This is a genomic window from Oceanidesulfovibrio marinus (genome assembly GCF_013085545.1).
In the GTDB taxonomy this organism is placed as follows: Bacteria; Desulfobacterota; Desulfovibrionia; order Desulfovibrionales; family Desulfovibrionaceae; genus Oceanidesulfovibrio; species Oceanidesulfovibrio marinus.
The window spans coordinates 383196-405968 of record NZ_CP039543.1 but is presented as its reverse complement, the minus strand read 5'-3'; the positions used below and the strand labels follow the sequence as shown (position 1 = coordinate 405968).

The window sequence follows — 22773 nt, the reverse complement described above, 5'->3', positions numbered from 1 at the left end:
CGTTCAATCCAGGGGGCATTTCAACCGCCGCAAGGTCTCGGCCCACGGCCGGGAGGCCAACGCAAACCGCGCCGGACCGGTCCTCGCGCCCATGGCGATGCGCGGCAAGGCCCATGCCCCGCCTTCGGACATGCCTGCTGCGCATGCGGTTGCATACCCCGCCTGCCGCGTCCGGGCCGCCACCCTGTCGTCATAGGCGCCGTACGGATACGCCAGATGTTCCACCGGCGCGCCCAGCGCGTCCTCCAAGGTCTTCCGGGAGCGCTCCAGCTCTTCAGAGGTCTGGGCCTCGTTGCACCGGGTCAGGTCGCAGTGGGTGTGGGTGTGGGATTGGAAGGATATCCCGTCGTCCGACATCTCCCGCGCCATGTCCCAGGTCAGCAGCGCCTTGTCCCCTCCGCCCTGCCAGTCCGAGCGGCCGCCCACGCGTCCGGTTGCGAGAAAGATCGTCGCAGTCATGCCCAGCCGGGCCAGCACAGGAAAAGCGTTGGCATAGTTGTCCAGGTAGCCGTCATCAAAGGTGATTGCAACCTGACGCCCGCCTCTGCCCAGCGGCCCGCGCATCTTCGAGCGGTACGCCCCCATGGTGACCGTCTCCACGTCGCGTTTGTGCAGCGATTCCATCTGCCTTGCAAACGCCGCCGGGCTGACGCACAGCCCGTCGTCCTCGCCCGGAGCCAGATCCGCAATCCGGTGGTACATCAGGATCGGGATCGCGTTGAACGATTGCAGCAACCTGGAGATGAAGGAGCCCATGGTGGTTGTGCAAGCGTGCGCCGTCTAGCTCACGAAGTCCTTGATGCAGCCGGCCACGTACTCGATCTGCTCCCGGGCCAGCTCCGGGAACATGGGCAGGGAGAGGGTCTGCCGCGCGCATTGCTCGGCCACGGGGAAGCTGCCCGCCGGCACGCCGAGGTGGGCGTAGGCCTTAGTCAGATGAATCGGCACGGGGTAGTGGATGCCGCAGGCCACGCCTTTGCTTTGCAAATGCTCGATCAGCGCGTCGCGCTCCGCGTGCTGCACCGTAAAAAGATGGAAGATATGCGTGCGGCCCTCGGCAATCCTGGGCAGGGAGAGACCGGGCACGCCGTCGAGCAGCTCCATGTACACGGCGGCGTTCTCGCGCCGGGCCTGGTTCCAGGCTTCGAGCTGCTTCAACTTGACCGACAGCACCGCGCCCTGCAACCCGTCGAGCCTGGCGTTGAAGCCGATCTCGTCGTGATAGTACTTGGCGGACTGCCCGTGCTCCCGGAAGCGGCGGACCGCAGCGGCCAGCTCGGCATCGTCCGTCACCACGGCGCCGCCTTCGCCGCACGCGCCGAGATTCTTGCCGGGGTAGAAGCTGAAGCAACCGGCCGTGCCCATGGAGCCGGCACGGCGTCCGTTATACGCTGCGCCGTGTGCCTGCGCTGCGTCTTCAACAACGGAAATACCATGTTTATCCGCTATGTTGAGGATGGCGTCCATATCGGCCATCTGTCCATAAAGCTGGACAGGGAGAATGGCCTTCACGCGCGGGCAGATGGCCTGCTCCAGCTTGGCCGGGTCCATGGTCCAGGTGCCGGGCTCCACATCCACGAAGATCGGGGTGGCCCCGCACAGCGAGATGACCTCCACCGTGGCGATGAAGGTATTTGGCACGGTGATCACGGCGTCGCCGGGTCCCACGCCCATGGCCATGAGCACGGCCCACAGCGCAGCCGTGCCGTTGCTCACGCCCACAGCGTGTTGCACGCCGCAGAACGCGGCGAACTCGTCTTCGAACGCTTTCACAAACGGCCCGCCGGCAAACGCGGCGGACTCCATGACCTTGCCCATGGCCTCTGAAAGCTCGCTGGCTATAGAGCTGTTCTGGGCTTTGATATCGAGAAACGGAACGTTCACGTTCAGTCTTCCTTGCTTTCTTTTTGTAAAATTTTCGCCGGATTGCCGACAACAGTGCAGCCGGCGGGCACGTCCTTGGTCACCGTACTGCCCGCGCCCACCAGGGCATTCTCGCCGATGACAATCCCGCCCAGAATGGTTGCTCCCGAACCGATGGACGCGCCGGCCCGGACCAGCGTGGCTTGGCACTCCCAGTCCCCGTCCGTCTGCAACGAACCGTCCGGGTTCACAGCCTTCGGGTACTTGTCGTTGACGAACACCACGCCGTGGCCCACAAACACACCGTCCTCGATGGTCACGCCCTCGCAGATAAAGGTGTGGCTGGAAATCTTGCAGTTGCGGCCTATGCGCGCATTCATCTGAATTTCCACAAAGGTGCCGATGCGGCTGTTCTCGCCGATGAAGCAGCCGTAAAGATTGACGAAATCCCGGACAACAGCGCCCTGGCCCAGGACCACGTCGTCAGCGATGCGCTGGGTGGACATCAGGCTCCCACCGCTGCGAGCATGCGCTCCTCGGCCAGATCCACCTTGGCGCCGCCATTGCGGAGCGATGCCGTGGCGGCTTCGAGAATCCGGACAACCTGGAGGCCGTGCAAGCCGCTGGACTGCGGATCGTGATCTTTGAGAATGCAGTCGATGAAGTGCTGGCACTGTATCTGCAGCGTCTCAATCTGCTTCACATATGGCGCGTAGACGTCGCCGTAATGGTACGAGAAGTGGAAGTCGGCAAAGGTATCATAGTACGGCGGGTTCTCGACACGCTTGTCGAATATCTTGATCTTCTCCATGGACTCCATGTCGTTGTACACAAGCATTCTTCTGCTGCCTACAATGGTCATCTCGCGGACCTTGTTGGGGTCCAGCCAGCTGCTCTGTATGGTGGCGAACCCCCTGCCATCGAAGTTCAGCGTCATGTTCGTGATGTCTTCGATATCTTCGCGGATGTTGCCCTTGCCCTGACAGTTCACGGACTCGGGGTACTTCTCCATGAGGTGGAGAATTATGGAGATATCATGCGGCGCAAGGTCCCAGGCCACATTGATGTCGGATTGGAACAGACCGAGGTTGAGGCGTCGGCTGGAGATGTACAGGATGTCGCCCAAGGCACCATCCGCGATGATTTCCTTTATCTTGCTCACCACTGGATTGTAGATAAAGGTGTGACCGACCATAAGCTTGAGATTTTTCTTTCGCGCCAGCTCTATAAGCTCTATTGCTTCGGCCGATGTCTTTGTCATCGGCTTCTCGATAAGCACGTGCTTGCCGGACTTCAATGCCTTCTTGGCCATGGAGTAATGCAGGCTTACTGGTGTGGATATCACCACGGCATCCACGCTGCTGTCTGCCAGGAGCTCATCATAGTCGTTCGTAGGAGTGATGGTCCCGTACAGCTTTGTGATGTGCGCAAGGCGCTTGCTGTCCAGGTCGCATACGCGTGTAACAGCACAGTCCGTCAGATTATTGAAGTTGCGAACATGGTTTGGTCCCCAGTATCCACAACCAACCACTGCTATATTCAGCATCTTTAGCCCCCGCTTCCTTCCTGAGCGCCTATCTGTTTTTTCTCGAACATCTGATGTAAAATGACAGCAGGAGTGAGGAAAATGATTCTGCAATCCAGCCAGAAAGACATCTGCCTGGAGTAACGGATATCCAACCGGGCCATCTGCCGGAAGGACAGGCTGTTCTTGCCGCTCACCTGCCACAATCCAGTCAAACCAGGAAAGCTGTCGAATCGTCCGGTCTGCCAGCAGGCGTACTCCGAAACTTCATATGGTATTGGCGGGCGAGGCCCGACAATGCTCATTTCCTTACGCAGTACATTGAAGAGCTGTGGCAGCTCGTCAATACTTGCCTTCCTCAAAAAGTCCCCAAAAGGAATAACGCGTGGATCTTTGCCCAGATCCAGCTTCACCATCGGCTTATCTTCATCCTCGTCACTGCTCCGAGCACTTTTGATGAGCTGTTGCACATACTTTTGATGCACGTCGTGATCGATATTCACGTGCATTGTGCGGAACTTGTACAGCTCGAACCGTCTTCCGGCATAGCCGATGCGTTCCTGCTTGAAGAAGACGGGCCCCGGAGAAACAATTTTTATCAACAGCGCAACGGCGAGAAAGAGCGGCGAGAGCAGCACCAGAGCCACGGACGCAATGACGATGTCCATGGTGCGCTTCCACAACGGCATGGCCCGTTTGCTCATCAGCTTGAGCTCGGTGATAGGCGCCGGCTTGGCCTTTTCTCGCAAGCCCACGGGTTCGGAGCTGCGCATCGCGCCCGAGTCCCGTCCTGGCCCGCTCCCCGCGCCGCTTCGGGCGTCGCCTCTGCCCTCTGCTGAGCCACCAGCACCCTTGCCGGGTCCACAGCCCGCGCCGTCGTCAGAGCCTCTGCCGTCCTGCGCAGAGTGCACGGTATACACGGGCTTCGGTTCAACGGTCATGGCCGCCAGGATCTCCTCGGCCACATTGACGGCGGCTTCCATGCTGGCGGCGCCGATGAGCAGCGCGCCGATGCACTCGTTGCCGCACCAGCCGACCTCGTCCGTGGTCCGCAGCCGCCGCGCCAGTACGCCCAGCAGGTCCTGCGCAATCTCGGGGTAGGTATCCAGGTCGACCAGATGGAACTCGATAACGAAAAACGGGACGCCGGTGCGGGCAGAGCGATTGTATTCGCGCTGTACAAAGGTCGCGAACTCCTCCTGGCTGCAAATACTGACAACCGGCCCCTTCTTGGGCTTATTCCCGTGCAAGACGAGCCCACGCAAGCGTTGTCCAAAGCTCATGGCTTACCAACCAAAGCATCTCTCAGAAACCAAGACGCCAATGCAAAATTTACAAAACAATCAGTACACATGCCATTGACAAAATTTGCGAACTTTCAAACAACAAAGTTACGCTTTCAAAGCACAATGGATATCATGCTGATTGATCCCCCCCACCACGGTGGACTGCTACCAGCATATACAACTACGACACCAGGTACGACATTAAAACTCAAACTAAATGTGATTATAAATAAACTGTGGTATATGATATTGCTGCTTGTTGAGAATTACCCCAAGAATGTTACTATTATGCGTCATGATAGACTTGACAGACTTGTTGGCCACCTGCCAACGCGTCTTTTCGGATTCAACCACCAGAATTGCGCCGTCTAGGAATTTCGTAATGACAAGACTGCTCGGATTAATGACAACAGGAGGCATGTCGAGGAGAATCATGTCGTAATCGTTCCGCAATGCCTCGAACATCGGCTTATAGTCGGCGTCACGGTTCACGCGGGCCCTGCACACATACAACGTGGAGGACTCGATCTGATGCACCGCATCGCTGTTGAGCATTGGCGCATCGTCATCCTGTGAGGTGGCGCCGTTGCGATGGATATTGAAGTAGCTGGCAGTACCGTAATTATGCTCCGAGAAATCGAGAACCAGCACCTTCTTGCCAAGCTGCGACACGAGCACCTTGGCGAATTCCCTGCACAGCACCGAAGAGCCCTCGAACATGCGAGACTCGTTGAATGATATTATCCGGCAATCCATGTCCGGCAGAGCCGTCATGACATACTGGTAAAGATTCACCATCGAGTTGCTGAGGCCCTCGCTATTGCAGATAACGCTGCCAGCAGTGTTCGACATATGCCCATAGCTGGTCTGCATCGAGCTACTATCGTAACCCTTGTGCTCTTTTTCAACACGCTGCAGTGCTTCAAAAATCTTTGTCATTGCAACCTCGCAACATATTCCTAATCGGCTTGCACGATACGGGTATTCCCATCCGCACGGCTACCAGATGCATTCGCGCCCAGAGGAAGAATCAGCTGCTCGCCAGGGTATATTTGATCAAAGTTCTGCAGCGATGGATTAAGCTGCTTTACACGCGCCATAAGACTATGGGAAACAGACTGAAAATGCGCCTTCAGGATCATGGATACGCAGTCTCCTGGCAGGACCTCCACTGTAAAGGTATGATCCGACACATCCTTCTTCAGCGGTTGTTCCAGACGATCAACGGACGATTCGCCAGCCGTAGCGACGGGAGAGACATCCTGAGGAGCACGGCTGCTTTGCATTGAGACGGAAGTGGCGTCCACACCCGGCGTTTGCGCCGCAGGAGCAGCCGCCGGTGATGGTTGGGGTGTTTTTGCTGCCGAGGCGACACGAGGCTCCGTCGGGATCGGCCCCTCCGTTCGCGCTGGCGCCGCCGTTGAAGCCGCTATCGCAGGCTTTGCTACGTCCGCGCTTTGCTGCTGCGCAAGGCTGGCTGCGAGCCCGCCCTGCCGCCCTGCCGGAGGAACGGTCTCCGGCTCCGCTGCTTTCTCCACGCTCTTGCTCGCCGGCTTCGCTGCTTCCACCGCAACGGCTGGAGCTGCGGGGCTCACCGGGGACGCGGAGGACACCGCCGTCGCCCCGGCCGCTGGCAGCAACGGCTGATTCCGATCCGAAAGCTGAGTCTGCTGGCTGGACAGTGAAATGTTCGAGCCCAGCATCACAACAGCCAGAATTACGAGCGCCAGCCCGGCAAGGGCTGTGGCGGGCCGCCGTATCCAGGTGGTCCGGACTGTGGAGCGCGCCTGGTAATCCCGAATTACGTGGCGGATCAGCTTCCGCGTGATGGAGGACTGCTGCTCCGCAAACCCGGCTATCAACGCGTTGTCGCAGATGATGTTCAGGAGGCGCGGCGCGCCCTTGGCAAATCGGACGATGGACTTGAGCGCACCGGCCGAGAAGATGGCGGCGCCTTTGCCGCCGGCCAGGGCCAGGCGGTGCTGGATGTAGTCCCGGCTTTCCCGCGCGGTCAGGGGCCGGATCACGGCGCGAACGGCGATGCGCTGCCGCAGCTGCCGCAGCTCCGCGCTTTCCAGCTTCTGCTCCAGCTCGGGCTGGCCGACGAGCACGATCTGCAAAAGCTTGTCCTTGCTCGTCTCCAGGTTGGAGAGCAGCCGGAGCTGTTCCAGCGTCTGCACGGGCATGGCCTGGGCGTCATCAATGACCAGCACCACGGTCCTGCCGGCGCTGTACTCCTCGATGAGTATCCGCTGCAGCTGGTCGAGCAGCCGGCTCTCGTCGGCGCCAGGCTCGATGGCGGTCTCGGGCGAGAGCTCCTCAATGAGCATGCGCAGCAGGGAGACAAAGTCGACGCCTGTATTGAAGATGTACACCAGACGGTTGCGGCTTTGGTCGCACTCGTCGATAAAGGCCCGGACTACCGTGGTTTTGCCCATGCCTATCTCGCCGGTGATGGAGATGAACCCCTTCCTCTTCTCCACGCCGTACAGGATCGCGCCCAGCGCCTCCTTGTGGCTTGGGCTGAGGAACAGAAACTCCGGGTCCGGCGTGATGTGGAACGGCTCTTTGTCCAGGCCGTAGTAGTTCAGATACACTTCTCGAACTCCTTATTGGAGACCGAGGCGATGACCGGCAGCTTGAGCCGCCTTTCGACCTCCTCCTCGGACTTGAGCGAGTCGTCGAAGTACTCGAGCAACAGGGCCAGGCCGATACCGCCGAACAAGCCGAAGAACATGCCCACCAGCAGGTTGATGGTCCGCTTGGGCAGGATGTGCTCCACAGGGAAGGTGGGCGGCTGCACGATGCTGACGTTGGAGATCTTGGCCTGATCCAGAGCGTTGGCGATCTTGGAGCGCAGCAGGTTGTCGCGGTACTGCAGGTACTCGTTCTGCAGCACGTTGACCTCGCGCTGGAGCTGTTTGAACTCGACCTCGCTGGAGACCAGCTCGTTGAGTTCATTCTCGGCGTTCTGCAGCGACTCTTCGATGGCGTCCTTGCGCGCAAGCTGCTCCCGCAGAACAACGCGCTCCTCTTCCAGCTCCCGGGAAAGCGCGCTGTAGATGGGGTCGGGCATCTCCGTGACCTGCGTCAGCGTCTCCTTTTCCTTGGAGAGGGCGAGCTCCGCCTCCTTAATCTGCTCGCGCAGATTGATGAGCGGCCGGTAGGAGTCGGTGTAGCGGCCGGCCATGTCGATCTCCTTGAGTCGCAGGTCCAGCAGCCGGCGCTTGATGGCGTTGGACGCCACGCCGCCGTTGGTTTCGCCCACGACCTTTTCCTGGACCGATACCTGCGGAATGTCTTTGAGGACCTTCTCGATGTAGGCGATTCTGGCGCGGCTGGAGCTGATCTTCGGCATGGCGCCGTCGAGATTGCCGTGCTGGGTGCCACCGCCGAGCTCCGCCTTGAGCCTGCTGATGCGGTCCTGCAGAGTCTGCTTTTGCAGATCCACGGAAGCGATATGGTGCTTTTTCTGGAAGTCCTTGAGATCGTTTTCCTTATCCGTCAGGCGCTGGAGGATGGAGGCTGCTTCCCTCTCGAAGAACTCGGGCGTGGCCTGGGACTTGTAGACCTCGATGTGGTGCTGCAGATAGGCGTCGATGTAGGCATGGAGCACCTCCTGGGCGAAGTGCGGGTCCTCATCCCTGTAGGAGAGCGTCAGTGTGGCGCTCTTCTTCAGGGCCTCCACCTTGAAGTGCTTGTGCACCTCCTTGATCACCTCCATCCGGAGCTTGTCCTGCCTGGACAGGTCGTCCGGATTGTCGCCCAGGCCCAGGCCGATGGAGTTCAGCAGCTTCGAGATCAGGCCGCGGTCGTGCGAGAAGGCTTTGACCCCCAGCTTTTCCACAACCTTTTCGCTGAGGAACCGGCTTTCGAGCACGCTGAGCTCGGAGTTGACCTCCTCTTCGCGGAACTGGTTGAGGTTGGACGTGGGCCCCACGACGGAGGCGTCCACCCCAACGCTCTCGCGCCCGACACGGAGCAGCACCCGTGCGTCCGATTCGTAGACGTTGGGCGTCAGCAAGGACACGATCAGCACGGAAACGACCACGCCCAGGAAAAAGAGCACGATCGTCCTCTTGTGCCGGAACATGGACTGCAGAATGTCGCGGATAGAGCTGCGCCCCTCCCGCGGCAGCAACTCTTCCAGGGCTTCCCGGTGGAGCGTGTGTTCGCGGTCGGCTATCATTGCGGTACAACCCCTATGGTCTCGGTCACGTCCCCGGTTGTGGTCGAACGCGTATACTGCAGCGCGGTGTTGGGGATCGTCTTGTTGATGTACTGGTCCACGAACTGATCTATGTGGTCGATCGGGGTCCTGGGCACAAAGACGATGTCCCTGGGCTGCAGAACGACCGGCACGCTCTCCTTGCCGTCGATCTGCTCGGCGAGGTCGATGGCCGCGGCGTAGCGCTTGCCGCCCGTGTGCCGCACCAAGATGACGCCGGACATGCGCGCCGAGGCTTTGAGCTGGCCGCCGGCGGCCATGATGGCTTCAAGCGCCGTCATTTCCGGGCCCAAAGCGATGAGGCCGGGCGTGAGCACCTCGCCGCCGACGTACACGTACTCCTTGGCGTAGTTGCGGACAACTATGGAGATTTCTGGATTCTTGAGGGTCGAGGCGTAACGCGTTTTCAGCTCGGCGGTCAGCTCGGGCACGGTCTTGCCGGCCGCCCTGACCTCGTTGACGATTCCGAGATCGACGTAGCCGTCCGGACGGATCTGCTGAATCTCGTTGAGCTCCGGCCAGTAGGTGAAACGGACCTCGATCTCGTCCCCGGTGCTGAGCGTGTGGAGCTCCTGCTGTGGCTCGTTGTGGATCTCACTCTCTGCAATGGGCTGGGCATAGTAGCCACACCCGGAAAGCGCCAGACAAACACACAGCCAGACCAGCCGCCGGAACGCTCCGCCAACGTGACGTGTGGCATGCCGGCTGACCAAAGATTGAACCATGGCAACCATCTTCAGCTCCACTTCTCTGCTGCAAATATCATTGATTCCCCCCATTGAGACGTCATCCGAAGGGCGGACCATGCAACGCATGGTGAACTCAGAAGAGACATAGTCGCTCCGCCGCCTTATATTCCGGCCCAGCAACCGAATTCCTACCTCCGCAAGATGTGAATCAAGCCGATTTCAAAGACTTCGGCCCATGCGGAAAGTGTTTCTCGCAGTACCCGACAACTTGTACTCAATAGCTTCGCACGATGGTGCCGCCCCAAGACCTATAAACACACCCTAATTATATGCGAACTTTGTTACTTGTCGTCTCTGCGTTGAGCGGTTGCCGTACACACATTCCAACGACCAATCGTGTGCGGATCAGACACTTCCCCCTGTACTGCAACATCCGATCATTACACCTGTTTTTCTGGGGCTACGGCCACTCTGCAAGTATGCTACGCACGTTGGCCCCACCTATTTTTGCGACAACCAGTCGATAGTATAAACCTATACCAATCGTTTTTGCCGAAATAGAATACCTGTATTATACATGAAGGACTGGTGCGATTCCGCGCACAGCCGTCCAAGAAACTCCCCACAGGTCGTATCATGATGGATAGGCCTTGCTAGTACAATATTGCTACTATTTCAACAAGTAATTTACAGCTCGCCTGCCCGGCCCGATCTGTGACGGGTATTTCGCACAGCAATTATGTGATTTTTCGGGATATCGCCATGCGCCACCCTACTTGGGCATATAATTCCCCCCTGCTGGCAGACTCCGCCGCCGACATGGTCAAAGTCCGCATTCCATATCAGCAAGTTACCCTAGTCCCATGACCATTGGGGCAATATTGCAAATACTGTTCCCAGCACAACGCCTTTACAATTCTTTGCATACAAAAATTCTTAGTTGTAACTATTTGAAATAACACGATACTTTTCGCCAGACAGAATATCGCTAACACGAACGACAACAGCCGCGCCCTGACTTCGGTCAAAATTTTGCTTGGGAACCAGTACTAAGAAAAATTTGCCACCCCCGCAGGAGGTCCCTAATGACAACAGTTTCCGGCTTGTCCGTCTCACAGTGGCTGGCATCGACAAATGTCAGCGAAGCGAACGCCATTTACAACAGGAACGATCAGAACTACGGCGGCTCCTCCGCCTCCACCTCGACCGGCGACACCGTGACCATCTCCGACCAGGCCAGGGAGATGCTTCAGGCCCAACTAACGGCCCCGTCGGACGGGGAGGCTGGCCAGAACGGCTCGTTCGACCAGAACGGCTCATCCGACCAGGGACTGCCGGCCGGCACTTCCGCCTCGGCAGGCGCATCGAACGGCATGAGCCGCACCTCGTCTTCGGAAGACCAGATCAAGGAGATCGAGAAGAAGATCGAGAAGCTCGGACAGGAGATCAGCGAGCTCCAGGCCAAGGCGGCAACCGATCCCATCGCCAAGGCCCAGCTCGGCACCAAGCTCAACGAGCTCGCGCAGCTCCAGACGCAGCTTGCCGAGCTGAAGCAGCAGCAGGGATAGCGCTCCCGCCACAGGCTCACAGGGAGCGGAAAGGGGCCGGCCGGTGCATATCCGGGCGGCCCTTTTTATTGCCCCCGCGCCGGCCGCCGTGCCGAAGAAATGCCTTGGCCACTTATTTTCACCGCCCGCCCCGAAAGCGTTCCGCAGCAACGCTAGGCCGTGCATCCCTACCACTCCCATCAATCGCCATCCCCAAATTATCCCCATTCGGGTTCACCCGGTCCGGGAGTACGATGTGTCGTTTGCTTGTGGACGTGTGCGGCTGCAACTTAACGGAGCGCTCGATGAACATTTTGCTCGTCTACCCCAACTGTCCGGAAACGTTTTGGAACTTCAGAGCAGCCCTGAGCTATGTCTCCAGAAAGGCGACCCTGCCTCCGCTGGGGCTGCTCACGGTGGCGGCCATGCTTCCCGCGTCCTGGGAGCGCCGGCTCATCGACCTCAACGTGCGCTCCCTGAGCGATGCGGACATTTCCTGGGCCGACATGGTCTTTATCGGCGGCATGATTGTGCAGAAGGACTCGGCGCTGCAGGTCGCCAGGCGGTGCAAGGACATGGGCAAAACCGTGGTGGGCGGCGGTCCCTTGTTCAACGCCTTGACCGATGACTTCGCCGAGGTTGTGGACCATTTCGTGCTCGGCGAGGCAGAGATCACCCTGCCGATGTTCCTGGAAGATCTCGCCCAGGATGTCCCGAAACGCGAGTACGCATCCGACGTCCGGCCCGAGATCACCACGGTGCCCATACCTGAATGGCGGCTCATCAACCCGCGCGATTACTACGTCATGCCCCTGCAGTACTCCCGCGGCTGCCCCTTCAACTGCGAGTTCTGCGACATCGTCCTGCTCAATGGCCGCATCCCGCGCACCAAGCCGCCGGAGCAGATGATGGCCGAAGTGCAGGCGCTGTACGACGCCGGCTGGCGCGGCGGCGTGTTCATCGTGGACGACAACTTCATCGGCAACACCCGCGCCGTGAAGCGCTTCCTGCCGGAGCTCATCGCCTGGCAAAAGGCCCATCGCTACCCCTTCACCTTCATCACCGAGGCCAGCGTGAACCTCTCGGACGATGCGGAGCTGATGCGGCTCATGAGCGAGGCCAACTTCAATAAGGTCTTCCTGGGCATAGAGACGCCGGAGGAAAGCAGTCTGAAGGAGTGCGGCAAGCACCAGAACACCTCCCGCGACCTGGTCCAGGCCGTGCGAACCATCCAGGGCCACGGCATGCAGGTGATGGCCGGCTTCATCGTAGGGTTCGACAGCGACACCGAGTCCACCTTCGACATCCAGATCCGCTTTATCCAGACCGTAGGTGTGGTCACAGCCATGGTGGGCCTGCTCAACGCCCTGCCCTACACCCGGCTGTGGCACCGGCTCCGCGAGGAAAAACGCCTGCTTGCGGAAACAAGCGGCGACAACACCGACGGCCGCATGAACTTCATCCCCAAGATGGATTGCGCAACCCTGCTGGCCGGGTACCGGCGCATCGTCGCAGAGATCTACTCCTGCCGGTCCTACTACCGGCGCATCGGCACCTTCCTGGAGCACTACACCCCCACGGCGCGGCGGCACTGGAACGGCGAGCAGACCCTTGCCCTCTGCCGGAGCATCGTGCGCCTGGGCGTGCTCTCGCGCCACCGGCTGCACTACTGGCGGCTCGTAGGCAAGACGCTGTGCACGCAGGTCCGGGCACTGCCCGAGGCCATCGAGCTGGCGATCATGAGTGAGCACTTTTTCCGGCTGCGCGAACGCCTGATCCGCGAGGTGGACGGCTGCCTGGAGCAAAGCGCGCCCAAGGAAGTCCTGCCCGCCGCTGGGCGCTGATCAGACGCACCCTCCAACCCACCGCGGTCTTTCCGAATCCCTTCTCCGGGACGCCTCTCTATGTTTCCGGCAGCGTCATTTTTTTGCGCCTCGTACGCATCATCTTGGCATCACATACTATTCTCGACTTCGACAATGTCGTTGAACCGGCGAAAATTGGTCCTCCCCGTGCCGAAAATTTTTTCATAAAAAAATTGTTCGGGTTGCCCATTTCTTTCCAGTTGAAATCACGACGCATCCGCGACGCTGACCCATAAAGTGTAGCTCCTCCAAAAAGTCGTGCTTCCTGACTGCGTTTCCAGGCCGCTGAAATTCCGCAAAATCCCAAACGAGCCTTTCGCATTCTTCAATTCATGATGCATCAAATTGGAGACGATCTACACTTCACACAAACTCCGATTGTGATTATGAATTTGTCATTCACTTGTGCTTCTTTGGGTCCGGTTCATTTTGGAGTGAGCGTTTCTCTCCTGCTCAAATCTGCATTTCGCGTTTGGACATGACGCGCTCATGCAGCTCCCAAATGCTCCAATATGGCAGCATATGTCTTGTCCGGGCAGTGCATGCCCAGGCGATACTCTGTTCAATGCTGCGGTATACGCTGCGTATGTAGTGTCAATATGCCCTAAAAAGGCTCATACGCAGCAAACTCCTTCATTATATATGGAGTAAAACTATGAAAAATGCTTTCGTTGTTCTTGCTCTTCTTTGTGCACTTGTTCTTTCCGGATGCGGGGAGCAGAAAAGTGCTGAAAACACAAAGGACAAGTTCGCCGGGACATGGGTCAGCGAGAATCACTCCATGTACATCTGGCCCTGCGGCGCCAAGTACATCCTCGAGTACACGTTCCCTTCCGAGGACGATCCCCACGCGATGAAGAAGGTCAAGGTCCCGGCAGAGCCCAAAGGCGGCCGTCTCTACGTCACGGTCCGGTTCGACGAACAGACCATCGCGCCCATGGGCAACGGCGATATGCTCGTCTTCCAGGACCGGCCCTACAAGCGCACCCAGACCGTCTCCGAGCTGGGAAAGCGTAAGAAGTAGCAGCGATCAAGGACCCCTTCCCTCCTTGAGACGCCGAAAACCCCGCCGGGAATGCGCTCCTGGCGGGGTTTCTGATTTCACGCGGCCGCTGCTCAACCAGCCTTGGTATGGTTCTGCCCTCAATATCGAAGAGCATCCAGGCCGGCGTGCGCCTTCCTTATATATGGAAGAAACGGAAACGAGCTTCCGTCTACCTGCCGTACGACAGCCTGTGTTCCAGAAATTTGGACAGCCAGGACACGCAGTAGGTCATGAGCAAGTAGATGGCGCCGATGGCCAGGTAGATCTCGAACGGCCGGAAAGTGCGCGTATACACGAGCTGCCCCATGCGCGTGAGCTCGGTGATGGCCAGCACCGAGACCAGGGACGAGTCCTTGAGCAGCGCGGAAAACGAGTTGACCAGCGGCGGCACGGCCGTGCGTAGCGCCTGGGGGAAAAGCACATAGAGCAGCGCCTGGATAGGCGTCAGGCCGGTGGAGAGCGCGGCCTCCTCCTGCCCGGGTTCCACGCCCAGGAGCGCGCCGCGGATGATCTCCGCAATGTACGCCCCGCCGTTCAACCCCAGCCCCACGTAGGCGGCGGTCATGCCGCCCAGCTTGATGCCCACCGTGGGCAGCCCGTAGTAGATGAAAAAAAGCTGGATGAGCAGCGGTGTGCCGCGGAAGATCTCCACATACGGCGCCGTGATGCGTGACCAGAAGGCGGACCTGGCCCGCGCCGCCCCCACCACGAAGCCGATGATCAGCGCCAGCAGAAACGACAGCACGCTGATCTTGATGGTGATCCACGCCCCCAGCAGCAAATCGCCGGAGGCGCGGGTCAGGATATCAAACTGAAAATCCATGATTTCAAAATAAAATCAATCTATTACGCATTTAAGCGCTGCTCCGAGGGGCGCTGCCCCTCGGCCACCCTGCAAGGGGCCAGTGGCCCCTTGACCTCGTTCTGGGGGTCCGGGGGAACTGTTCCCCCGGCCGCCGGAGGCATACAAACGCAGCAAGATCTTTCTTTATAATGACAGGCCCTACTCCACCGTCAGCCACTTATCCAAGGCGGCCTGATAGGCGCCGTTCTCGCGGATGGCGGCCAGTGCTTCGTTGAGCCTGGCGGTCAGCGCCTCGGAGTCCTTAGGCAGCACCATCACGATCTCGGCCTCGTCCAGGGGCGCGCCGGTAACCTTGTAGGTGTCCGGGTCCTGCTTGATCTGGTTCACGGCGTAGGCGTAGCCCACCACCAGGGCGTCGATGCGCTCGGCCTTGAGGTCCAGGAACGCCTCGGGGTTGTAGTTGTAGCGCTTGATCTCCTTGAGCCCGTCCAGCTTATCCACTAACTGCTCGCTGCCGGAGCCGAGCTGCACGCCCACGACCTTGCCCTTGAGGTCATCCGCGCCGGCCAGCTCGGGTGAATCCTTGCGCACCACGATGACGTCCGCCAGCTTGTAGTAGACGTCGGTGAAGTTGACGTTCTTGCCCCGCGCCTCGGACTTGGACATGCAGGTGATGAGCACATCGTAGTCGCCGGTCATCAGCCCGCCCAGCAGGCCCTGCCACTCGGCGTCCATGAACTTGGCCTCCACGCCGAGCTCCTTGGCCACGGCCTTGCCCATATCCACGTCAAAGCCCTCAAACTCACCCGTGCTCTCGTTCTTGGACTCGAACGGCGGGTAATGCGCGGCAAAGCCTACGATCAGCTCGCCGCGATCTTGCACCTTGGACAAGGAATCGTCCTCTGCACGGCATACGCCGCCTGCGACAAGCAGCGCCACAACGGCGGCCACAACCATGAAAACTGAGCGACGAAACATGGATATCTCCTTTATTAAGAAGTTCGCCTGTCTACGGCAACAAGCTGTTCGGGATTGGACTCCTCCACGGCGAAAAGCGGCACGTCGATGTGTCGCGCGCCAAGCCCGGCCAGCAGCTCTTCCATGAACACGCCCTGGCCCGGGCCGAATGTGATGTTTGCTAGCTGCTCGGGAATATTGGATTCCGGCGCGGAAATTTCGCCGCCCTCGTAGCCGAAGCAGGTGGTGCGCACGCCGCAGTTGGGGCTGCCGTCCACACCCACGAGGCCGGTAATCTCGTACCCGGCCGCGGCGAACGCCTGAATCTGGTCAAGGACAGGCTCCAGCATGGCCCGGCACTGCCGGCGGAAAGCGGCGTGCTCGTACTGCTCCTTGGTCATGCCGAAGCGGCGCATGCCCATGGCCACGGTCTCCGGGCACGGCAGCTGCACCAGGCCCACGCCCGCCTCGATGCTGGCGCGCAGGGGCTCCATGCACACGCCCGGGCAGGTGGCCAGCGGAACGACCTTGGCGTTGGCGTTGAGCAGACAATGACAGACGACGAGAATGCGCTTGCCGCGTTTCACGGGCATCCGTTCCTTGTGATTTGTTTGTCAGTGGTTCCAGATTGTTCGCACACAGGCGCATCCACGGCCAATACATTGTATGGACAATTTTTAATCACATTCATCGGAAATAAAAATACATAACTCCACCGGCGATCCGGGTGTGCAGCCGACACGCCGATCTTGGGAAGGAACCATCCAGATTTTGCGCATGCCCCGACCGCATAAGAAACAAAAAGGACCGAGACGGTATTCGCCTCGGCCCTTGAGTGGCAGGTATCGGAGCGCCCAGGGCGTCCAGAACTCTGGACTGCCTTAACGTGCTTCGCGCTTCTGCTGTCGGTGCAGGTAGACCACGGCTACAAAGGGCAGGGCCGAGCCGATCACGGACAGCATGCCGATGAACATGGCTTTGGACGGCCACCAGTCAAAGGATATCAGCTCCATGGCGATGGCGCCGAGGAGGAAGAAGGCGAAGGTCACCAGAGCCGATGCTGCGCCCACGTCTTTCTCCACCTGCTCCAACACGATGTTCATGCTGATGGGCCGGCTGAGGCCCACGAAAAAGGAGATCGCGCCCATGGGGACCAGGAACAGCATGGGGGTGGCGCCGCCGGTGACGAGCATGCCGACCCCGCCCGCCAGGAGCCCCACCAGGGAGAACAGCAGGATGGCGTACGTGGAGTGCCCAACGCACAGCCGTGAGCAAAGCAAGGACCCGATCATCATACACAGAGCGTTGAAGCCGAAGTACAGGCCATACGTCTCCGCGCTCATACCGAAGCCCACAATATAGATGTTCGAGGACGCCGCGACAAAGGAGAAGAAGCCCGCCGGCATGATGCAGAAGGCAAGCGTGTACGAGATGTAGCTGCGGTTCTTCAGAAGCACGACATATCGCTGCGCCACAGAGAGAATGCCGCCGCGCGTGCGCTCGAACTCCGGCTCCTTGAGCCGTAGCGCGCCGTACAGCCCGGCCAGGGCGAGCGTTCCCTGGCAGATAAAGATCCACCGCCAGGACAGGTACTTGAGCATGAACCCGCCCAGCATGGGCGCAACCATGGGGCACAGCGGTATGATGACGCCGATGTAGGCCAGAATCTTCTGGCGCTCCTGGCCCTCGTAGAGATCCTTGGCCAGGGCCAGTGACAGGGCCGATGCCGCAGCGGCGCCGGTGGCCTGGACCATGCGCGCGAGCACGAGCATGGTGATGGAGCCGGCGCTGGCGCACAAGAGGCAGCCGACGATGAACAGCAGAATGCCCCAGCGCAACACGGGCTTGCGGCCATAGCGGTCGGAAAGCGGACCATGCACCAGGAGCAGCAGGCTGAAGGTGCCGAAGTAGACCACCAGCGAAAGGTTGGCCTCTGGCAGCGAGATGTTCCATATCTCCTGCAACGTAGGAATTGCAGGCAGATACATGTCGGTAGACAGAGCAGGAAACGCAGCAAGCAAAGTTAGCAAGAGAAAATTAGGCATAGCGAATTCAAATAACCCATTAAAAGAACAGATAAATCAACATCAAAGCACAGGGCTCTGACGCGAGGACCTCTGAAGAAAAAAATCAACTGGGGACGCCGTGGGCGGACGGAAACCGGGACGGATCGCGATCAAATATTCACTTCATCCAGACAGTGGGGCCATGGGTACCACATCGCCGCAAAAAAGCCACACCTAAATATTGTCCGCGCCATTGCGAGATTTTCGCCCGGATCAGCCGACCTGCACCCGCGCAACGAAAATACGTACAATGGGTTGTCCCCACCGCGCCGGAAGCGTAATGGGCCGCCACTGCAGCCTGGGCCACGTCCGGACCACGTCCGAACCGGGCGAGGCTTCACCCCGAACAAGGCTCCCCTTCCCTCTACTCCGATCCGCCCGACTGGCCTCGGCCACCGCCAGCCCTACGCTTTCCGATCCAGCGCCTCCTTCACCCGCGCCGGCGTCATGGGAAGCTGCAGCACCCGTGCGCCGCAGGCGTCGAATATGGCGTTGGCCACGGCGCCGCCCACGGTGATGATCGCCGGCTCGCCCCCGCCGTGCGGCGGCTCGTCCGGCTTGTCCAGAATGATGGTTTCGATCTTCGGCAGCCACGAGAATCGCGGCAGCTCGTAGGTATCGAAGTTGCGGTCCTCCACAGCGCCGCCGGTAAAATGGACCTCCTCGGACAGGGTGTAGCCCAGGCCCATGGTGATGCAGCCTTCCATCTGGATAACCGCGCCGGCAGGGTTCACGCACAGGCCCATATCCTGCGCGCAGACAACGCGTTTGACGGTCACGCGGCCCGTGCTCTGATCCACATCCACCTCGGCGATGGTCGCCACAAAGGTGTCGGCGTCTATGCCGCAGGCAATCCCCCGCCCCTTGCCGCTGGGCGACGGCGCCTCCTGCCAGCCGAACTTCTCGGCCGCGGCTTTCAGCACGGCGCGCATCCTGTCGTCCGAGAGGTTGCGCAGCCGGAACTCCAGCGGGTCCACCCCGGCTTTGGCGGCCATGATCTCAATCTGCGATTCCCGCGCAAAGGTATTGGTGTTGTTGGCCGGAGCGCGCCACGCTCCTACGGCGAACGGATGCGCCTTGGACGCGGCTCTCCAGCTGCCGTAGCTGGTGGTCTTATGGTGGGGGATGGCGTAGAAATGCTCGGCCCCGCGGTTGCCGGCAAAGTAGACGCCGAAGTCCCAATATGTGATGTCGCCGTCCTTGCTCGCGCCGGAGTTGATCGTCACCACCGCGGCCGGCCGGAAGGAGTCGTGGAAGAACTCATCGCTACGGCTCCAGGCCACCTGCACCGGCGCGCCGGCCAGCTTGGACAGCCGCGCCGCCTCCACCACCTGCAGATTGCGGGTCTTGCCGCCGAAGCCGCCGCCCAGAAACGGCGAGATCACCCGCACGTTCTCCTTGGGAATGCCCAGGACCTGGGCAACCTGCTCCTGGGCCGGAAACGGCGTCTGGGACGAGGGCCACACCGTAACGCGGTCCCCTTCCACATGCACCGTCGCGGTGTGCGGCTCGATGGGCGCATGGGCCACGTAGCCGTCCAGGAAGGTCGTCTCGGTATGGAGCTGCGCGGCGTCTTTTCCGGCCTTCAGGTCGCCTCCGGACGCCAGCGTCTGTCCGTCGGGCGCTGCCTGCACCAGGTGGTCGAAGATGCTCGTGTCGTCCAGGCGTACATTGTCCTGCCGCTCGTACTCGGCCTGCACAAGGTCGAGCGCCGCCGCGGCCACGTCCCATTGCGGATGCAACACCGCGACCATGTCGCCGTCGCGGATGACGCGCACGCCCTCCACAGCCTCGGCCTTCGAGACATCCACGGACACCAGCCGGGCCCCGTGCGCCGGCTCGCGCAGGATGCAGGCGTACAGCATGCCCGGCAGCCGCATGTCCCCGGCGTACTGGGCCGCGCCTGTCACCTTCGCGTGCGCATCCATACGCAGCTGCGGCCGATTCATTATGGTGTACTCGGAGGGGTCCTCCAACCGCGCCGGCCCGGACGCGGTTCGCTCGATGCGCTTGCCCTTGGTGAGCGCGGCGTAGGTCACGGATTTGCTCGGATCGCCCTGCACAAACACGGTGCCGTCCCGCGCCTCCAGCCTGTCCTCCGGAACGCCCAGCTCCTCCGATGCCAGAGTCAGCAGCGCGGCGCGCGCCTCGGCCGCGGCCTGGAGCAGAGCCGGCCCGAACACCCGAGTGGTCAGGCTGCCGAAGGTGCCGCGGTCCCAGGGGCATACGTCCGTGTCGCCCAGCACCATATCCACGTTGTCCAGCGGCACGTTCAGTTCGTCGGCCAGCATCATGGCCAACGAAGTGACGATGCCCTGCCCCATCTCGATCTTGCCTGAGTAGCAGGCCACCCGGCCGTCCTCGCCGATGTGCAGGAAGGCGTTGAAGTCGGTGGGCAGCTCCTGCGCCATGGCCTCGTCCGGCGCGGAGGGTAGCTTGCCCACGGTGAAGAACACGAAGAGCCCGGCGCCGGTGAGCTTGATGAACTCGCGGCGGTTCAGCCGGAATCGGCCCTCGTTCGCTTGATTTTTGTGCTGTGTTCTCATGTGGCGGCGCCTCCTTCCATTTTCGAGGCAGCGCGGATCGCGTCCACGATCCTTACATGCGCGCCGCAGCGGCAGAGGTTGCCTTCCATGGCGTCGATGATCTCTTCCCTGGAAGGCTCGGGGTTGGCGTGCAGCAACGCCACGGCCTGGAGGATCATGCCCGGCGTGCAGTAGCCGCATTGCAGGGCGTCGTGCTCCATGAAGGCCTGCTGCACCGGATGGAGCGCCCCGTTTTTGGCAAGGCCCTCGATGGTCGTCACGTTCTTGCCCGCAACCTCGGCCATGGAGGTCTGGCAGGAGCGCACGGCCTGGTTGTCCACAAGCACGGTGCACGAACCGCACAGCCCGATACCGCAACCGTACTTGGTGCCGGTCAGGCCGAGATCGGTACGCAGGACCCACAGCAATGGCCGGCTGTCATCCACAAGCAGGGTGCGCCGCGCGCCGTTGAGGGTGAACTCGATTCGTTCCTTCATGGCGGTCTCCTAAGGTTTGCCGAACACGACATCACGTGCAGAGGCAGTTACAAGTTACATATTATGTAATATATAACATGAGTAACCGCAAGAAAATGAACAAATAAATTGGCCATTGTGCCAAAAAAACACCGCCGGCGCTCCGAAGCACCTGAGTTGAAAGGCGATATGCAATCGGTGCCGTGCCGCGTACCCTCGAAAAAGCAGCCCGCCTGTGGGCTGCTACGTCTTGCCCAAGTGAGAAATCGTTACCCCTCGCGATGGAGGCCATGACGCATAAAATCATACTATGCGGGCAGAGTACGCACAACGCGACGGCGGTTCTATACCCGAAAGGACGCACGCGAAGTCAGGTGCCCCCGCCGCTCAAGCCGATTTTTACCCGAAGATATATTTCGAAAATTAGTCAATTTCCGCCTCTGGTTGCGGGGATTGTTCTATCCCCAGAGCTGCTCCTACTCATATTCCGCCAGAGGACTAAACATTACTCGAAAACTGTGATAGAAAATATCCCAGCACATCCAACGGTTTGATTCAGAATCGTAAAACAACGATACATTGTCTCAGCTTTCCATTGTTGTGCGGACCTTGCACTGTCTCGATCCGCACCGTGCTATAGTCAACGTCCAGAATAATCCAACAAACTACACCCGCTGCAAGGAGAAATGATTTGAAGAATCTATTCAAGCTACTGATCGCAATGGCTCTGGTACTGGCATGCGCTACGCCCGGCATGGCGGCAGATAAGCCCGAGGTGAAGCTCGCCTACGTGGAGTGGGACTGCGCCGCGGCCAGCACCAACCTCGTGAAGGCGGTGCTGCAGGAGAAGATGGGCTACGACGTGGAGATTCTGCCTGTGACCGCCGCCGCCATGTGGATGGCCGTGGGCACCGGTGACGTGGACGGCCAGGTCACCGCGTGGCTGCCCGTGACCCATGCCGACTACCTCAAAGAGGTGCAGGGCAAGGTCGAGGACCTCGGCCCCATCGTGGGCGGCGCCAAGCTCGGTTGGGCTGTGCCGTCGTACGTTGAGGTGGACTCCATCGCCGACCTCAACGACAACGCCGACAAGTTCGACGGCAAGATCATCGGCATCGACCCCGGCGCGGGCCTGATGCGCCTGTCCGAAAAGGCCATGAAGGAGTACAACCTCGATAAGTTCGAGCTGATGGAAGGTTCCGGCTCCACCATGACCGCGGCCCTGGCCAACGCCATCAAGAACAAGGAGTGGGTCGTGGTCACCGCGTGGTCGCCGCACTGGATGTTCGGCCGCTGGGACCTCAAGTACCTGGACGACCCCAAGGGCGTGCTGGGCGAGGAAGAGCAGATCCACACCATCGTGCGCAATGGCTTGAATGACGACATGCCCGAGGTCTACGCCATGCTGGACAACTTCCACTACGAGAGCCCGGACCAGCTCCAGACCCTGATGGCCTGGAACCAGGAAGACGGGGCCGACCGCTACGAGAACGCCAAGCGGTTCATGAAGGAGTACCCGGAGCTGGTGGAGTCCTGGCTGCCCAAGAACTAATCCATATATATTGCGCGGAACGCTGCCGGGGCAAACCTCCCGGCCGCGGCTCGTGTCCAGTCATGCCCGGGGACGCCGGATCGAGTATCCAGTCCCCGGGCATTTTTCGTTCCCATGCACGGCGGCCACAGGGCCGCGTTCATTTTTTCCGGCCATTTTTCCGACATGGACATGGCCAACGATCTCCGGGCATTGCGCCCCGTATCTCCGGGTTCTCCGGCCCCGGAAACCAGCGCGCGGAATCGTAACACGTTTGCCTGCCAATCCCAAAAATGGTAACAGCCTGGAAACAATAACCAACCCGGGCACTTTCGCATGCCCTCCAGAAAAACCGTTATTCCCGG

19 protein-coding genes are annotated in these 22773 nt (G+C 60.1%); 4 read left to right on the top strand and 15 right to left on the bottom strand.

The window, feature by feature from the left end:
- Positions 1-3 precede the first annotated feature (3 nt).
- The 9 genes from E8L03_RS01820 to E8L03_RS01780 form a co-directional block, all read right to left on the bottom strand.
- Entirely contained in the window at positions 4-756 is a 753-nt protein-coding gene (locus E8L03_RS01820) for a polysaccharide deacetylase family protein (protein WP_144306456.1), read from the bottom strand.
- 24 nt (positions 757-780) lie between these two features.
- Complete coding sequence (locus E8L03_RS01815; protein ID WP_171266395.1) at positions 781-1884, bottom strand: DegT/DnrJ/EryC1/StrS family aminotransferase; 1104 nt, start codon at positions 1882-1884, stop codon at positions 781-783.
- A 2-nt stretch (positions 1885-1886) separates the two neighbouring features.
- A complete protein-coding gene (locus E8L03_RS01810; RefSeq protein ID WP_171266394.1) occupies positions 1887-2369 on the bottom strand; it encodes an acyltransferase in 483 nt (160 codons plus the stop codon).
- Positions 2369-3409 (bottom strand): Gfo/Idh/MocA family protein, encoded by a 1041-nt coding sequence (locus tag E8L03_RS01805; RefSeq protein WP_171266393.1) that lies wholly within the window; start codon positions 3407-3409, stop codon positions 2369-2371. Before E8L03_RS01805 ends, E8L03_RS01810 begins: the two co-directional genes overlap by 1 nt.
- A gap of 2 nt (positions 3410-3411) precedes the next feature.
- Positions 3412-4671 (bottom strand): sugar transferase, encoded by a 1260-nt coding sequence (locus tag E8L03_RS01800; RefSeq protein ID WP_171266392.1) that lies wholly within the window; start codon positions 4669-4671, stop codon positions 3412-3414.
- Positions 4672-4887: 216 nt separating this feature from the next.
- Positions 4888-5613: a CpsD/CapB family tyrosine-protein kinase gene (locus E8L03_RS01795; RefSeq protein WP_144306451.1), complete on the bottom strand. Its 726-nt coding sequence runs from the start codon at positions 5611-5613 to the stop codon at positions 4888-4890.
- A gap of 20 nt (positions 5614-5633) precedes the next feature.
- On the bottom strand, positions 5634-7271 hold the full coding sequence (locus tag E8L03_RS01790; protein ID WP_171266391.1) for an ExeA family protein: 1638 nt from the start codon (positions 7269-7271) through the stop codon (positions 5634-5636).
- On the bottom strand, positions 7262-8863 hold the full coding sequence (locus E8L03_RS01785) for a GumC family protein (RefSeq protein WP_171266390.1): 1602 nt from the start codon (positions 8861-8863) through the stop codon (positions 7262-7264). The genes E8L03_RS01790 and E8L03_RS01785 overlap by 10 nt, the downstream gene beginning before the upstream one ends.
- A complete protein-coding gene (locus E8L03_RS01780) occupies positions 8860-9627 on the bottom strand; it encodes a polysaccharide biosynthesis/export family protein (RefSeq protein WP_171266389.1) in 768 nt (255 codons plus the stop codon). Before E8L03_RS01780 ends, E8L03_RS01785 begins: the two co-directional genes overlap by 4 nt.
- Positions 9628-10676: 1049 nt before the next feature.
- Between E8L03_RS01780 and E8L03_RS01775 the strand changes: the two genes are divergently transcribed.
- The 3 genes from E8L03_RS01775 (at position 10677) to E8L03_RS01765 (ending at position 14027) form a co-directional block, all read left to right on the top strand.
- Positions 10677-11159 carry a hypothetical protein gene (locus E8L03_RS01775; protein WP_144306448.1) on the top strand — a complete coding sequence of 161 codons (483 nt, stop codon included), beginning with the start codon at positions 10677-10679 and terminating at the stop codon, positions 11157-11159.
- A gap of 284 nt (positions 11160-11443) precedes the next feature.
- Positions 11444-12982 (top strand): B12-binding domain-containing radical SAM protein, encoded by a 1539-nt coding sequence (locus E8L03_RS01770; protein ID WP_171266388.1) that lies wholly within the window; start codon positions 11444-11446, stop codon positions 12980-12982.
- A gap of 802 nt (positions 12983-13784) precedes the next feature.
- Positions 13785-14027 carry a hypothetical protein gene (locus E8L03_RS01765; RefSeq protein WP_144306446.1) on the top strand — a complete coding sequence of 81 codons (243 nt, stop codon included), beginning with the start codon at positions 13785-13787 and terminating at the stop codon, positions 14025-14027.
- Between the two features lie 190 nt (positions 14028-14217).
- Here E8L03_RS01765 and E8L03_RS01760 read toward each other — a convergent pair whose 3' ends face one another.
- The 6 genes from E8L03_RS01760 to E8L03_RS20950 all read right to left on the bottom strand — a co-directional run bounded on the left by E8L03_RS01760 (position 14218) and on the right by E8L03_RS20950 (position 20898).
- Positions 14218-14871: an amino acid ABC transporter permease gene (locus E8L03_RS01760; RefSeq protein WP_144306445.1), complete on the bottom strand. Its 654-nt coding sequence runs from the start codon at positions 14869-14871 to the stop codon at positions 14218-14220.
- Between the two features lie 180 nt (positions 14872-15051).
- Positions 15052-15831 (bottom strand): ABC transporter substrate-binding protein, encoded by a 780-nt coding sequence (locus E8L03_RS01755; protein WP_171266387.1) that lies wholly within the window; start codon positions 15829-15831, stop codon positions 15052-15054.
- 14 nt (positions 15832-15845) lie between these two features.
- On the bottom strand, positions 15846-16397 hold the full coding sequence (locus E8L03_RS01750) for a CD3072 family TudS-related putative desulfidase (protein WP_171266386.1): 552 nt from the start codon (positions 16395-16397) through the stop codon (positions 15846-15848).
- A gap of 294 nt (positions 16398-16691) precedes the next feature.
- Positions 16692-17855: a multidrug effflux MFS transporter gene (locus E8L03_RS01745; protein WP_171266385.1), complete on the bottom strand. Its 1164-nt coding sequence runs from the start codon at positions 17853-17855 to the stop codon at positions 16692-16694.
- A 425-nt stretch (positions 17856-18280) separates the two neighbouring features.
- The gene (locus tag E8L03_RS01740; protein ID WP_244963627.1) at positions 18281-20422 is read right to left on the bottom strand and encodes a xanthine dehydrogenase family protein molybdopterin-binding subunit; all 2142 of its coding nucleotides are present in this window, start codon (positions 20420-20422) and stop codon (positions 18281-18283) included.
- Complete coding sequence (locus E8L03_RS20950) at positions 20419-20898, bottom strand: (2Fe-2S)-binding protein (RefSeq protein ID WP_244963626.1); 480 nt, start codon at positions 20896-20898, stop codon at positions 20419-20421. Before E8L03_RS20950 ends, E8L03_RS01740 begins: the two co-directional genes overlap by 4 nt.
- A 700-nt stretch (positions 20899-21598) precedes the next feature.
- Here E8L03_RS20950 and E8L03_RS01735 point away from each other — a divergent pair.
- On the top strand, positions 21599-22429 hold the full coding sequence (locus E8L03_RS01735; RefSeq protein ID WP_171268412.1) for a glycine betaine ABC transporter substrate-binding protein: 831 nt from the start codon (positions 21599-21601) through the stop codon (positions 22427-22429).
- Positions 22430-22773 lie beyond the last annotated feature (344 nt).